This window comes from Kitasatospora nipponensis, from assembly GCF_039528135.1.
GTDB classification, from domain to species: domain Bacteria; phylum Actinomycetota; class Actinomycetes; order Streptomycetales; family Streptomycetaceae; genus Kitasatospora; species Kitasatospora nipponensis.
This window is the reverse complement of sequence record NZ_BAAALF010000017.1, coordinates 62,565-75,387: the sequence shown is the minus strand read 5'-3', so window position 1 is coordinate 75,387 and position 12,823 is coordinate 62,565. Positions and strand designations below refer to the sequence as shown.

At 75.5% G+C, this 12,823-nt stretch carries 16 protein-coding genes; 2 read left to right on the top strand and 14 right to left on the bottom strand.

The window, feature by feature from the left end; genetic code table 11:
• A partial coding sequence (locus ABD323_RS08120) for a hypothetical protein (protein WP_344440556.1) occupies window positions 1–559 on the top strand: 559 nt, incomplete at its 5' end.
• A 73-nt stretch (window positions 560–632) separates the two neighbouring features.
• Here the strand turns inward: ABD323_RS08120 and ABD323_RS08115 are convergent.
• The 14 genes from ABD323_RS08115 to ABD323_RS08050 all read right to left on the bottom strand — a co-directional run bounded on the left by ABD323_RS08115 (window position 633) and on the right by ABD323_RS08050 (window position 12,199).
• Window positions 633–1,406: a phytanoyl-CoA dioxygenase family protein gene (locus ABD323_RS08115; RefSeq protein ID WP_344440555.1), complete on the bottom strand. Its 774-nt coding sequence runs from the start codon at window positions 1,404–1,406 to the stop codon at window positions 633–635.
• A 3-nt stretch (window positions 1,407–1,409) separates the two neighbouring features.
• Window positions 1,410–2,204, bottom strand: coding sequence for an SDR family oxidoreductase (locus ABD323_RS08110; RefSeq protein ID WP_344440554.1), 795 nt, complete (start codon window positions 2,202–2,204; stop codon window positions 1,410–1,412).
• Window positions 2,201–3,139, bottom strand: coding sequence for a phosphoribosyltransferase family protein (locus tag ABD323_RS08105; protein ID WP_344440553.1), 939 nt, complete (start codon window positions 3,137–3,139; stop codon window positions 2,201–2,203). Before ABD323_RS08105 ends, ABD323_RS08110 begins: the two co-directional genes overlap by 4 nt.
• On the bottom strand, window positions 3,136–3,696 hold the full coding sequence (locus ABD323_RS08100) for a DJ-1/PfpI family protein (protein ID WP_344440552.1): 561 nt from the start codon (window positions 3,694–3,696) through the stop codon (window positions 3,136–3,138). Before ABD323_RS08100 ends, ABD323_RS08105 begins: the two co-directional genes overlap by 4 nt.
• The gene (locus tag ABD323_RS08095; protein WP_344440551.1) at window positions 3,693–4,502 is read right to left on the bottom strand and encodes an SAM-dependent methyltransferase; all 810 of its coding nucleotides are present in this window, start codon (window positions 4,500–4,502) and stop codon (window positions 3,693–3,695) included. Before ABD323_RS08095 ends, ABD323_RS08100 begins: the two co-directional genes overlap by 4 nt.
• Entirely contained in the window at window positions 4,499–5,161 is a 663-nt protein-coding gene (locus ABD323_RS08090) for a dTMP kinase (RefSeq protein ID WP_344440550.1), read from the bottom strand. Before ABD323_RS08090 ends, ABD323_RS08095 begins: the two co-directional genes overlap by 4 nt.
• The gene (locus ABD323_RS08085; protein ID WP_344440549.1) at window positions 5,152–6,099 is read right to left on the bottom strand and encodes a carbohydrate kinase family protein; all 948 of its coding nucleotides are present in this window, start codon (window positions 6,097–6,099) and stop codon (window positions 5,152–5,154) included. The genes ABD323_RS08090 and ABD323_RS08085 overlap by 10 nt, the downstream gene beginning before the upstream one ends.
• Window positions 6,096–6,506, bottom strand: a complete 411-nt coding sequence (locus ABD323_RS08080) for a RidA family protein (protein WP_344440548.1) — start codon at window positions 6,504–6,506, stop codon at window positions 6,096–6,098. The genes ABD323_RS08085 and ABD323_RS08080 overlap by 4 nt, the downstream gene beginning before the upstream one ends.
• Window positions 6,503–7,582 carry an anthranilate phosphoribosyltransferase gene (trpD, locus tag ABD323_RS08075; protein ID WP_344440547.1) on the bottom strand — a complete coding sequence of 360 codons (1,080 nt, stop codon included), beginning with the start codon at window positions 7,580–7,582 and terminating at the stop codon, window positions 6,503–6,505. The genes ABD323_RS08080 and trpD overlap by 4 nt, the downstream gene beginning before the upstream one ends.
• Complete coding sequence (locus ABD323_RS08070; RefSeq protein WP_344440546.1) at window positions 7,579–8,733, bottom strand: inositol-3-phosphate synthase; 1,155 nt, start codon at window positions 8,731–8,733, stop codon at window positions 7,579–7,581. The genes trpD and ABD323_RS08070 overlap by 4 nt, the downstream gene beginning before the upstream one ends.
• A 251-nt stretch (window positions 8,734–8,984) precedes the next feature.
• Entirely contained in the window at window positions 8,985–9,209 is a 225-nt protein-coding gene (gene infA, locus ABD323_RS08065; protein ID WP_344440545.1) for a translation initiation factor IF-1, read from the bottom strand.
• A gap of 35 nt (window positions 9,210–9,244) precedes the next feature.
• Window positions 9,245–10,042, bottom strand: a complete 798-nt coding sequence (locus tag ABD323_RS08060; RefSeq protein ID WP_344440544.1) for a GNAT family N-acetyltransferase — start codon at window positions 10,040–10,042, stop codon at window positions 9,245–9,247.
• Between the two features lie 215 nt (window positions 10,043–10,257).
• Complete coding sequence (locus tag ABD323_RS08055) at window positions 10,258–11,013, bottom strand: MBL fold metallo-hydrolase (protein ID WP_344440543.1); 756 nt, start codon at window positions 11,011–11,013, stop codon at window positions 10,258–10,260.
• Between the two features lie 193 nt (window positions 11,014–11,206).
• Window positions 11,207–12,199, bottom strand: a complete 993-nt coding sequence (locus ABD323_RS08050; RefSeq protein ID WP_344440542.1) for a GlxA family transcriptional regulator — start codon at window positions 12,197–12,199, stop codon at window positions 11,207–11,209.
• Between the two features lie 197 nt (window positions 12,200–12,396).
• Here ABD323_RS08050 and ABD323_RS08045 point away from each other — a divergent pair, with 197 nt between their 5' ends.
• Window positions 12,397–12,774: a hypothetical protein gene (locus ABD323_RS08045; RefSeq protein WP_344440541.1), complete on the top strand. Its 378-nt coding sequence runs from the start codon at window positions 12,397–12,399 to the stop codon at window positions 12,772–12,774.
• Window positions 12,775–12,823 lie beyond the last annotated feature (49 nt).

The window sequence follows — 12,823 nt, the reverse complement described above, 5'->3', positions numbered from 1 at the left end:
CCCCCCCCCCCCCCCCCCCCCCCCCCCCCCCCCCCCGCCGGCCCCGCCCGGGAACGCCGCGCCCGTCGCCTGCGGTCCCTGGGGGCGCCCCTTCGACGCCGAGGGCGACCGCGGCGGTGCGCTGGTCCTGATGGGCGAGGTGCCGGGCGCGGTGCTGCGGACCCGGGCGCAGTGCCAGGACGGCGCGAGGCCCTCGGGGTTGACGGTCGTGCGGCACGGCGGGCTGCAGGCGCGCCCCCGGCAGGTCCGGTTCCGTCCGCTGACGGAGGCGGCGCTGCCGGTGGACCCGGCGGCGCCGGACGGCTGGGTGGGCCTGCGGCTGAGCGCGACGCGGGTGCAGGACCTGCGCGCCGGCGAGCGGCTGCTGCTGGAGGTGCACGCCGCGCACTTCCGGGCGGGCCGGGCGACGGGCGCGGCCCTCCGGTCGCGGATCAGCGGGACGCCGGCCGAACTGCTGGCGCGCGTCGGTGCGGTGGTGCCGGCCGGGTACGCCGTCGCCGGTGACATCCCGGCCCAGGCGGCCTGGGCCTGCCTGCACCTGGGCCCGCGCCCCCGCTGACCGGCCGCGCTCCCGCTTCCCGCGGCCCCACGGGTGGCCCCGAGCCCGACCGGGGCCCGGGGCCACCGCCGGGTCACGCCAGGCCGAGCAGGCGCAGCGCGGCCGGGCTCATCCGCTCCCGGGCGGCCGCGTCGAGCAGCGCGTCCTGGTCCAACTCGGGCCGCTGGTCGGCCCGGCAGAAGAAGCTGTTGATCCCGGCCCGTGGGGCGTCGCTGCGGTTGTCCATCCCGCGGTGCCACAGATGCGAGTTGAAGAGGATGACGTCACCCGGCTCGGCGAGCACGCTCACCTCGCCCGGCCAGTCGGCGTACGGGTCCCGCAGGACCTGCTTGGGCACCTCGGCGAACCGGTGCGAGCCCGGCACCACCCGGGTCGCGCCGTTCTCCGCGGTGAACCCGTCCAGGGCCCAGATCGCGTTGCACACCTTGAAGTCGCCGTTCGGCTCCGCCCCGTCGTACCAGTCGACGTGCAGCTTCTGCCGCTTCTGGCCCGGGAGTTGCGAGCGCATGTTGAGCATGCTGAGCCGGAAGTCCGAGCCCAGCACGTGCCGCACCCCGGCCAGCACCGTCGGGTGGGTCAGGAACACGTCGTAGACGGTGTCCTTGTTCAGCAGGTTGTGCAGCCGGTGCGCGCCGTCGTCGCAGAGGAGGTACTCGTGGCCCGCCATCCTCCCCTCGGCCCGCGCGATCCGGTCCAGCGACTCCTTGACCTGCGCGACATGGTCCGGCGTGAGCAGGGCCGGGAGCACCACGTACCCGTCCCGGTCCAGCCGCTCGGTCTGCTCGGCGCTCAACTGCTCGCCGGTGGCGCCGAGCGAGTCCAGGTAGTGCTCGTGCGCTGTGGTCATTGGCTACTCCTTCTCGGTGGCGGCCGCCGCCCCGAACGGGCGGGCTGTCGATGCCGCGTGAATCTCCCGGACCTCCGTGCCCGCGGGCAGCGCGAGCAGCCAGGCCACCAGGTCGGCCGCCGCCTGCGCGGACAGCGCGCCCGGCCGACCGCCCGGCACGCCGGTCCGGAAGCCGGTGTCCACCGCGCCCAGGGCCACGTGGGTCACCCGCAGTCCCTGGTCGCGGTGTTCGGCCCGCGCCACCTCCAACACCCCGCGCAGGCCCCACTTGGAGGCGCAGTAGGCGGCGCGGTCCGGCAGCCCGGTCAGGCCCGAGTCCGAGCCGATGCCGATCAACTGCCCGTCTCCGTGGGCCAGGAGCAGCGGAAGCAGCTCCACGACCGCGCTGAACGCGCCCTGCAGGTTGGTCGCCAGGGTCCGCGTCCACACCTCGTGGGGGTGGTCGAGCAGCGGATGCCACTGCCCGACACCGGCGTTGAGCACCACCGCGCGCAGGCCGAAGCCGTGCTCGCGCAGCCGGTGCCCGGCCGCTCGCACCGCCGCCGGGTCGCCGACGTCGACCGCGCAGCCGAGCGCCGGGACTCCGTGGTCGGCGAAGTTCCGTACGACGTCGTCCAGTTGGCCGCCGTCCCGGGCCCAGAGCACGGCCGGGGTACCGTCCAGGGCCAGCCGGTGGGCCAGGGCGCGGCCGATGCCCCGGCTGGCGCCGGTGATCAGCACCGCTCCCGCCACCGGTCCGGTCACCGCTCCGGGCACCGCGGCCTCCAGCGCTCCCGCCACCGGTCCGGTCCCGGTCACCGGTGGTCCGCCAGTGCGGCCAGTGCGCCCGTCAGCGGGACCAGCCGGCCGCCGTGCGCGCGGACCGCCTCGGCCGCCCGGTGCGGCGACAGCGCGGTGGTGGCCAGGGTGTGGACCAACGGGTGTGCCACCAGCTCCTTGACCACCCGCTCGTCGGCGAAGCTGCGCAGGGCCACCAGGTGGGCGCGGGCCGCACCGCTCTCCCGCAGGGTCTCCAGCGCGGCCGTCATGGTGCTGCCGCTGGTGAGTTCGTCGTCCAGCAGGAGGACATCGGCGCCGCGCAGGGCCGGGCGCTCCAGCGGGATCCGGTGCGCGCGGTCGCCGTGGTCGGTGCGGCGTTTGAGCAGCACCTCCGCGGACACCCCCAGGTCGCGGGCCAGCCGCTCGCAGGTGGCGGCGCGGCCGCGGTCCGGAGCCACCACGAGGTCCAGCCCCGCCAGCCCCGCCGCCCAGGCCCGCACGTCCGCGAGTGCGCTGTGCTCGGTGAGCGACTGCCGGGCGAAGCCGGTCAGTTCGGGCGTGTGCAGGTCGAAGACGGCGTAGCCGTCGACACCCGGCAGCGCGTCCAGCAGGCGCAGCAGCACGGCGGCGCCGAGCGAGGAGCCCTGCTCCACCCGGCTGCTGCGCGAGTACGGCAGGTAGGGCAGCAGGATCCGGGCGCGCAGGCCGGGGCGGGCCCGCCACAGGCAGTCCAGCGCCAGCCCCAGCTCCAGCAGCGCCTGCCCGGGCTCGAGGTCCTGCGGCCAGAGCAGGTCCGGGGAGCGCGGGACGGCGCCCGGCGGCGGCCAGTACATGACGTTGCCGTTGCCGAACCGGGCGCGCCCCAGCTCCAGTTGCTCCCAGCGGCCGGTGGCCAGCAGCTCGGCCGCGAAGCCCTGCGCCCGCTCCGGGCCGCCGGGCAGCAGCAACGGGCGGCGCCCCGGGGCCCGGCTCATCGGACCACCTCCAGGCGGGGCAGCAGGTGCGGGTCGACGTCCAAGGTGGCCAGCAGCGCGGGCAGTCGCTCCGGTGTCTGGTCCGCCACGATCCGCAGCGCGAGGGCGAGCGCCTTGACGTGCCCCACCGCCGTGCCACCGACGGAGGTGAGCGTCCCGTCGCGGACCAGGCCCGGGCGCACGGTGCAGCCGCCGAGCCGGGCCAGGCGCTCGGACTTGGCGCTGTGGGTGGCCACCGTCCGCCCGGTGAGCAGCCCGCGTCCGGCCAGCACGAAGGCCCCGGAACAGACGGTGTAGACCGGACGTCCGGCGCCCATGTGCGCGTCGAGGGCGCGCGCCACCGGCCCCTGGCCGTAGTCGCGTTCGCTGCCCCGGCCGCCGGGGACCAGCAGCACGTCGGCCGGCTGCGCGGCCCCGGAGCCGGGCGGCCCGTCCAGGGCCCGCACCCGGACGGCGAACGCGTCCTCGCCGCACTTCTCCAGGATCCGGACCACCGGGAGCAGATCCAGCGGCTCCACCGGATCCGGGTGGGCCACCAGGACCAGCCGGGGTCTCAAGGCGCCTCCCGACGCAGCAGGAACAGGGTCGAGTCGTTGGAGGGCCAGGCCGCCGCCGGCCGGGCCCGCCAGCCCGCCCCACCGGCCAGCGCGACGAACTCCTCGGCGGGCGGGGTGTACTGGCGGTAGCAGGTGGACCGGGTCGGGCCCGTCCCGGCCAGGTCGACGCGCATGTGCTCGGTCGAGCCGACCGGGTCCCAGTGGCGCCGCTTGGTGAGCGACCCGCCGGGGAACCGCTTGCTCCACAGGTGCCGGTCCGCCCGGCGCACCGGGTCGAAGACCTCGACGGCGAGCAGCCCGTCGGCGGCGGTGGCCGCGGTGAGGGCGTTCAACAGGCCCGCGCAGGCGGCCCGGTCGGCGGCGAAGCCGAAGGAGTTGCCCAGCAGCGCCACCAGGTCGGCCCGGCCGGTGTGCCGGAACTCGAAGGCGTCGGCCCGCACGATGTCGACCAGGTCGCCGAGGCCCTGGGCGCGGGCCCGTTCGCCGAGCAGGCCCAGCAGGCCCGCGACCCGGTCGACGGCGGTCACCCGCCAGCCGCGCCGGGCCAGTTCCAGGCTGTGCCGGCCCTGGCCGCACATCAGGTCCACCGCCGTGCCGACCGGCCGGGCACAGGCCGCGGCCAGCAGGTCCACCTCCTGGCGGGTGCGCGCGGCGTCGGGCGGCCGGTAGCTGTCGTACGTCTCGCCGAGCAGGTCGAAGAAGCCCGTGCCCGAGCAGTCCCCCGTGCACCCGGAGCCGCCCGGTGCCCCGGGCGTGCCGGTGTCCGGCCCTCCCGTGCCGGTCACCGGCCCGCCCGGGGCGGTCATCGGCCCTCCCGCGGCGGCGCGCCGGGAGGGAGCAGGGGTGCCACCCGGTCCCAGACGGTGTCCAGCACCTCCGGGGCCGGCCGGGTGGTGTCCAGCACCAGGGCGCCGTTGGCGCGGGCCAGGGCCAGGAACGCCTCACGGTTGCGCGCGACGAACTCCGGCTGCTGGTCCCAGCGCCGGGGGTCCGGGCCGTCGCGCCGCACCACCCGGTCGAGCAGCACCGGGGTCGGCGCGTCCAGCACCACCATCAGGTCGGGGGCGACCAACTGCCGGTACAGGGGCGTCAGGAGGGCCTGGTCGATCTCCCGGGTGGTCAGGAAGTGCGCGCACAGGGAGAGCAGGTAGCGGTTCGAGAGGATCGTGCCGCCGGCGGCCAGCACCGGCAGGACCTCGTGCGCCTGCTGGTCGACCCGGTCCGCGAGGGCGAACAGCGCCAGCGCGAGCGGGTCGAGCGAGCGCGGGCCGGCGACCATCGTCGAGCGGACCCGCGGATCCTCGCGCCACCAGGCACTGGGCTGGATCAGGACCTGCGGGGTGACCCCGCGGGAGGCCAACCGGTCCAGCAGGCCCGCCTCCAGGGTCGACTTCCCGCAGCCGTCCGGTCCGCAGACGGTGAGCAGCAGCCCGGGCAGGCCGTGCGGGGGCAGGTTCAGCTCCACGCGGACTCCTTCTCCAGGCTCCGGCTCTCCGTGTTCCGGTGTTCCCGACTCCGGTCGGCGTCCAGCCGTCGCCGGACCTCGGTGGCCGCGGGCAGCGCCGCCGGCCCGCCGTGGACCTCCACCGCCAGCGCGGCCAGCGCCGCCCCGGCCCCGGCCGCCCGCACCGCCCTGGCGCCGCCCGCCAGCGCCGCGGCCAGCCCCGCGGTGAACGCGTCGCCGGCTCCGGTGGGGTCCACCGCGGTGGCCGGACGGGCGGGCACCGCGGTGCTCCCGGCCGCGTCGAGGACCAGGCAGCCCCGCTCGCCCTCGGTCACCACGACGGCGGTCAGCGTCCGGACCAGCTCCGGCAGCCGGGCCGCCCCACCCGCCTGCTCGAACTCGGTCCGGTTGCAGACCAGCACCACCGGCCCGGGGGCCGCGCAGAGCATCGGGAGCATGCCCGCGGTGCGGCCGCCGGGGTTGGCCACCACCAGGCGCGGTCCGGCCAGCAGGGCGGGGACCGTGGGCAGTGGCGGGTCGAGCAGCAGCAGCGTGCCGCGCACCGGATCCGGGGCGGGCAGCAGGTCGTTGGCCCCGCGCCAGAGCATCATGTGGCGGGTCCTGGGCCCGTTCACCACGACGGCCTGACCGGTCTGCGCCGCACGCACGCGCACGACGTCGCCGGTGTCCACGCCGGCGGCCCGCAGGGACGCGGTGGCCTCCTCGCCGGCCTGGTCCCCGCCCACCGCCGCGACCAGCCGCACCCGGTGGCCGAGCCGGGCCAGCGCGAGCGCGGTGTTGGCGCCGTGGCCGCCGATCGCGCCGGTGCGCTCCAGGACCTCGACGGTGCCGTCGTCCTGCGGCTCGGTGGCGGTGTGCAGGATCGTGTCGGTGTTGACCCCGCCGACGACGGTGAAGAGCTCACCGGTGGTCCTCGTGCGGGGTGTCGCGGCGGTCACCGCCCCGCCGTCCCGCGCCGGGCGATGCCGCTGACCTCGACCAGGTGCTCGGGCACGACCAGGCCCCGCACGATCACGACCGTGCTGGTGGGGGGCGTCCGGTGGGCGAAGACCCGGTTGCGCTCCTCGGTGAAGCCGGCGAAGTCCGCGCGCGAGGTGAGATGGACCGTGACCGAGAGCAGGTCGCTCAGCGCGGCGCCGCCCTCGGCGAGCACGGCGGCGAGGTTGGCGAAGACCTGGCGGGTCTGCGTCCGGATGTCCTGCGCGCCGACGGTGCGGCCCTGGGCGTCGGTGGCCACCTGGCCGGAGACGAAGACCCAGTCGCCGCAGGGCCCGGTGCTCAGCAGACCGGGGGTGTAGCGGCCGATCGGGGCGCCGAAGTCGGGCGGGAGCAGCGGTGTGGTCACCCGGCGTACCCCTTCGCCTCGGCGACGGCCCCGGAAGCGGCCTCGCCACCGGCAGACCAGCCCGCGAGGACGGCGGTGGCGGCGCCGGTGCGGATCGAGGCCTCGGCCAGCTCCAGGCCCTGGGCCAGGTCCGCCGCCCGGTCGGCCACCACCAGCACGGCCGCCGCGTTGAGCAGCACGACCTCGGTCCGGGCCCGGCTCGCGGTGCCGGCCAGGATCGCCCGGGTGGTCCGTGCGTTCTCCTCGGGGGAGCCGCCGTGCAGCTCGTCCAGGGTGGCCGGGGTGAGCCCCAGGTCCCGGGCGTCGACCACGGTCTCCGAGAGCATCCCGTCGTCCACCCGTACCACCCGGGTCGGCGCGGTCGTCGACAGCTCGTCCAGGCCGTCCCGGGCCCGCAGCACCCAGGCGCGGCGCGCACCGCCGCGGGCCAGCGCCCCGGCGACGACCTCCAGGTAGCCGTCCTCGTACACGCCGACGACGTGCCGCTGGACCCCGGCCGGGTTGCAGAGCGGGCCCAGCAGGTTGAAGACCAGCCGCAGGCCGATCTCCTGGCGCAGGCCGATCAGGTGCCGCATGCCGCGGTTGAAGGACGGCGCGTGCATGAAGCAGATGCCGTGCCGGGCCAGGTCGTCGGCGACCTGCCCGGGGTCGCGGCCGATCCGCACCCCCAGTGCGGTCAGCAGGTCGCTGCTGCCGGAGCGGCTGGAGACGGCGCTGGTGCCGTGCTTGGCGACGGGCACGCCCGCGCCGGCGGCGACCAGGGCGGCCGTGGTGGAGATGTTGAAGACCTGGGCGCTGGGACCGTCCCCGCCGGTGCCGCACAGGTCCACGGCGCGGCCGCGCCGCTCACCGAGGTCGACCGGCGTCGCCTCGCCGCGCAGCACCCGCACGAAGGCGGCGATCTCGGTGGCCGACTCGCCCTTCATCCGCAGCGCGACCGCCAGGGCACCGAACTGGGCGGGCGTGAAGGTCCCGGCGATCAGCTCGGCCATCACGGCCGCCGCCTGCGCGTCGGAGAGGTCGGTGCCGGCGACCACCGCGCGCAACGCCCGGGTCAGGGGACCGGGGGCGCTCATCCGAGGGACCCGCCGAGGACCGCCGCCTCGCCGACGGCCGTGGCCTCGCCCGGGAGAGGGGTGCCGGTGATCCGGCGGGCCAGCTCGGCCGCCGCCCGGTCGAAGGCGTCGGGGCTGCGGTCGGTGTCGCCGGGGGGCGGCGACTTGAGCAGCGAGGCGGCGCCGTGGACGGGCCCGCCGACCCCGGCCCGGCGGGCCAGTGCCGCCAGGCGGACCAGGTCGATGATCACCCCGGCGGCGTTGCTGGAGTCCTGCACCGTGAGCTTGACCTCCAGGGTCGCGGGCATGCCGCCCCAGCCCAGGGCCTCGACGAAGACGTAGCCGACCTTCTGGTCGCCGAGCACGGGCACGTAGCCGCCCGAGGGGACGACGCAGACCCGGTCGCTGGAGGTGTCGCCGAGCGCGTTGTGCTTGGAGGTCCGCTTCGCCTCGCCGCGCACCAGCAGGTTCTTGAAGTCGGCGTTGCCACCGAGGTTGACCTGGTAGCTGCGGTCGACGTCCAGGCCGCGGTCCGCGACCAGCTGGAGCAGGGTGCGGTGGACCACCGAGGAGCCCAGGTGGCTGGCCAGGTCGTCACCGACCAGCGGAACGCCGGCGGCCGTGAAGCGGGCGGCGATCGCCGGGTCCGTGGCGAGCGGGTCGGGCGTGCAGTTCACCAGCGCCACGCCGGCCCGCAGGGCGCACTCGGCGTAGAACCGGGCGGCCTGCGGGGAGCCCGTGGGCAGGGAGTAGAGGAGGACCTCGGTCCGGGTGTCGAGGAGTTCCTCGACGACGCCCTCGATGCCGCGGTCGGCGTGGGCGTCGACCGGGACCAGCGCGGCCAGGTGCTCGGGGACGCCGTCGAAGCGGGCGCCGGGCGAGACCTTGACGGGCTGCGACTCCAGGACCTCGACGATGCGGGGGTAGTTGTTCGGAGCGGCGAAGACGGCCTCGGTCAGCGGCAGCCCGACCTTCTGCGCCGCCACGTCGAACGCCGCCGAGATCCGCACGTCGGTGACGCGGACCCCGCCGATGTCACAGCGGGTGACCCCGGGCAGGCCCTCGGCGTCACGCCCGTGCGCGGCCTCCAGGTTCCGGTACACCTGCACGCCCTGGAGCAGCGCCGAGATGTTGTTCCCGACGCCCACGACGCCGATCCGGACAGGTTCCATCGGTTCCATAAGTTCCCCCGCGAGTGATGAGGACACGCCTCAGTGGCATTGCACTGTAACATGTCACATTACTTATGTGATCACGGATCTGCGGCAGGTCGTGCCGGTGACTGCCCCTGACCGGGCCGGATCTGACGGAGCGTGGGGCTCGGCCCACCGGGCTGCGCGGGGTGCGGGTGCGGGGAAAGGCCGGCGGGTCCCGCACCCCGAGGGGCGGGGACCCGCCGACCGATCACCGCCTCACCCGACTCCTAGGTCCGGTACCGGAAGCGGATCCGGCCGCGGGTGAGGTCGTACGGGCTGAGCTCCACGAGCACGCGGTCGTACGGAAGGATCTTGATGTGGTTCTTCCGTATCTTCCCGCTGATGTGCGCGAGGACCTTGTGCCCGTTCTGGAGTTCCACCGTGAAGGTGGCGTTGCGCAGGCACTCGACGACGGTTCCCTCGACGTCGATGCCTTCGGTGGTCCGTGCCATGCTCTCCCTCTTGTCGTCGACGGTGTGACGGGGCGTCAGTGGTGCACCAGCTCCAGGTTGCTGCCCGCGCGCCGGGAGCCGATGCCCTCGAACAGTGCCATCGCGGCCCGGTTGGCCTCGTTCACCTCGGCCGACGCCGTGTCGATCCCGGCGTGGTGCAGTGAGCCCAGCACGTGGGCCAGCAGCGCCCGGGCGATGCCGCGGCGCTGCCGGTCGGCCAGGACGGCGATCAGCCCGATCCGCGGCTGCCGGGTGATCGGTGCCACCCTGACCAGGCCCACGTACCGACCGGACTCGGCCGCCACCGCGTACCTGGACGGGTACAGCACGGTGGTCCCGTGCGGGCGGGGCACCACCTCGGCGGGCATCGACCGCCATCCGACGGTCGCCTCGACCTCCTCGCGCACGGCGCGGTCCACCGCGCGCAGCAGGTCTTCCGCCGCCTCGCCGAGGGGGACGACGCTCACGCCCGACGGCGCTCGCACCGCGGCGAGCCCCGTGATCCGCGGGTCGGTGGGTACGAGGTACTCCCACTCGCGGCGTCGGACCGTGAAGCCGGCCCGCTCCCAACCGGCCGTCAGGCCGCGGTCGGCCTCGTCGACCACCGTGTACAGCGGCGTGGGCAGGTCGGCCAGCATCGTGTGGGCGATCCGGTCGAAGACCGCCTCGTCCCACGCGTCGATGCTGAGGAAGGTCCGCCCGTCGGGCCGCAGGGCGACATCGCCGCGGCCGACCACCTGGTCGTCCGCCAGGGCGTGCCAGGCGCGTTCCTCGACCCGCGTGACCACGAGCGGGTGTTCGCCCGCGTCCGCGGGGAGTTGGTGAGTGTTCATAGGTGTCTGCCTCTCAGGAGAGCCTGGTGTTCAGGCGCTCCCGGCGACACCTACGTCAGTCGCCCGACCATGAAGGACAGGGGGGAGCACCCTGGGGACACAGCGTTCACGGGTCTCACCTCCTGAGGCGGTTTCACGGTCGACTGCAAGCTAGCAGCCGGAGCCGTCGCGCCCAACCGCCTTTTCCGCCGCCGCCCCTCGCGTGCAGAGGCCCCTCAGGCACTGGTCCGGGTGCGGACGGTGAGGCGTCCGGCGGCGGCCCGGCGGGTGAGGCGGCGGTCCTCCCGGCGGGCCCAGCGCCCGACGCGGGCGGGGTCGAGCGGGGAGCCGTGGCCGACGTGCAGGGCCCGGGGGTCGAGCGCGAGCATGGCGCGCAGGCTGGCGAGGTTGCCCTGCGGGTCGTCGTGGAAGGGCGGGTTGGCGGGCTTGCCGGGGATGAGGCCCATGAAGGAGTTGGCGACCAGGTCACCGGCGACGAGGTCGCCCTCGTCGGTGAGGACGGAGACGGAACCGGCCGTGTGGCCGGGGGTGGGCATGATGCGGCCCGCGATCCCGAAGTCGTCCAGGCTCGTCTCGCCGCGCAGCAGCAGGTCGGGTTCGAAGCCTTCGACCCGTACGTGCAGCCGGCGGTCGCGCTGCATGAGCCGGCCCATGGGCCCGGTCGGCAGGTAGGGCCGGCGGGCGCGGCCGGTGCGGAAGGGTTCGAGATCGGCGGCGTGCGCGGCCAGGGGCGCGCCGGTGAGGCGGTGCAGTTCGGCGGCCGAGCCGAAGTGGTCGATGTGGCCGTGGGTGATGACGATGAGGGCGATGTCGGCGGGGTCGACGCCGTGCCGGGCGACCTCGTCGTGGATCCGTCGCCCGCTGCCGGGGGTGCCGGCGTCCACGACGACCGGGCGCCGGCCCAGCAGCAGGTAGGCGTTGATCGCGTGCCTGCCGAGGACCGGGATCGGGATGACCTTCGTGCGGGACATGGTGGGCTCCGTCGTGTCGTGTGGTGGCTCGGTGGGGGTGCCGCGCTCGTGGGTGCCACCCCGGGGCGGGGTGGCGGGTGCGGGCGCGGCGGAGGTCCGCCCGTCGCGGTGCGCCGGGCGTCGAGGGGTGGGGGCGTCGAGGGGTGGGTCGGGGGTCGTGGGTCGGGGAGCGGTGGGTCCGGGGGAGCGCGGGTCAGCGGAACCGGCGACGGTACTCCGCGGGCGTGGTGCCCAGGTGCCGCTGGAAGGCGCGGTGGAGGGTCTCCACGACACCCAGCCCGCTGGCCGCGGCGATGTCCGGCAGGCTGCGTCCGGTCTCCTCCAGCAGCCGGCGGGCCGCCTCCAGTCGGGCGGCCTCGACGTAGCCGGCGGGGGTGCTGCCGGTGCTCGCACGGAAGAGCCGGGAGAAGTGCCGCACGCTCAGGTTCGTCCGTGCGGCGAGGAGGTCGCTCGACAGGTCCTCGGTGAGGTGGTCGGCGATCCACCGCCGCACCGCCTCGATCCGGTCGTCCGGGCCGCCCTGGGTGCTCTGGGCGGCGAGCGGGACGCTGAACTGGCTCTGGCCGCCGGGGCGTTTGACGTACATGACCATCATCCGCGCGGTGCTGAGGGCCAGTGCGTGGCCGTGGTCCGCCGCCACCATCGCCAGGGCCAGGTCCATGCCGGAGGTGACCCCCGCGCAGGTCCACAGGCGTCCCGCCCGGATGAAGATCGGGTCCGGGTCGACGGTGATCCGCGGGTGGTCGGCGGCGAGTTGGGCGGCGGTCAGCCAGTGGGTGGTGGCGGGCAGTCCGTCCAGCAGGCCGGCGGCGGCCAGCAGGTGCGCGCCCGCACAGACCGAGCCGGTCCGCCCGGCCGCGGGCGCCGCCGAGCGCAGCCACGCGGTGACCTCCGGGTCGACGACCGCCTCGATGCCCCGGCCGTCGCCGGTCGGTCGGATCGCGCCGGAGACCAGCAGGGTGTCCACCCGCCCCTCGACCTCCGCCAGGGCCAGGTCGGGCATCAGCCGCACCCCGCTGGAGGTGGTCACCAGGGCGCCGTCGGCGGTGGCGATCTGCACCCGGTAGTCCGCGCGCTCGGTGCCGACCAGGCGGGAGGCGACCGAGAACACCTCGGCGGGTCCCGTGACGTCCAGCAGTTCGACGCCGGGGAAGGCGGTGATCACGACGCGGTGGGGTGCGGGCATGCCCCGATCATGGCCCGCGTGCGCGGATGGCCGCAATGACGGGATTCTGGCAGATCCGGACATCGCTTCCTGTACGGGAGCAAGTCCCACGGCTGGGCTGATGGTGTGTCAGTCGTCGGAGTGACCGAGCCATCCACTCTGACGACATGTCAATGTCGCCATCCGTATGTCTTCTGTTCACCTGTAGCCTGGCTGTCATGCCCTGCCAGGACCACGACCCCCAGTCCGCCCTGCTCCAGTCCGTGGTGGACACGCTGCGCACCGCGGGCTTCCCGCTCACCGCGGGCGGTGACGTGAGTGACGGGGTGGTCGTCTCCTGCGCGAGTCACGGCGTGACGGTGTCCTGGCGCGGTGGCACCCGCGGCGGCCGGCCCGCCCCGGAGGCGCCGGCCAGGGCGACCTCCGGTCGGGTCCCGGTGCACGGCGGGGCCGCCGTCCGGTCCGAGGACTTCCGGCTCACCCTGCGCCTCGCGACGATGCTGGCGGAAGCCGGCTACCAGAGCGACCACCTCGGCGACCACGTCCTGGTCAGCGGGGCCGACCGCACGCTCAAGGACCCCGCCCTGCGCGGCTAGGAACGTCCGGCCGATCGGCCGATCACGCGGCTGAGGCCGCCCGGGAGGG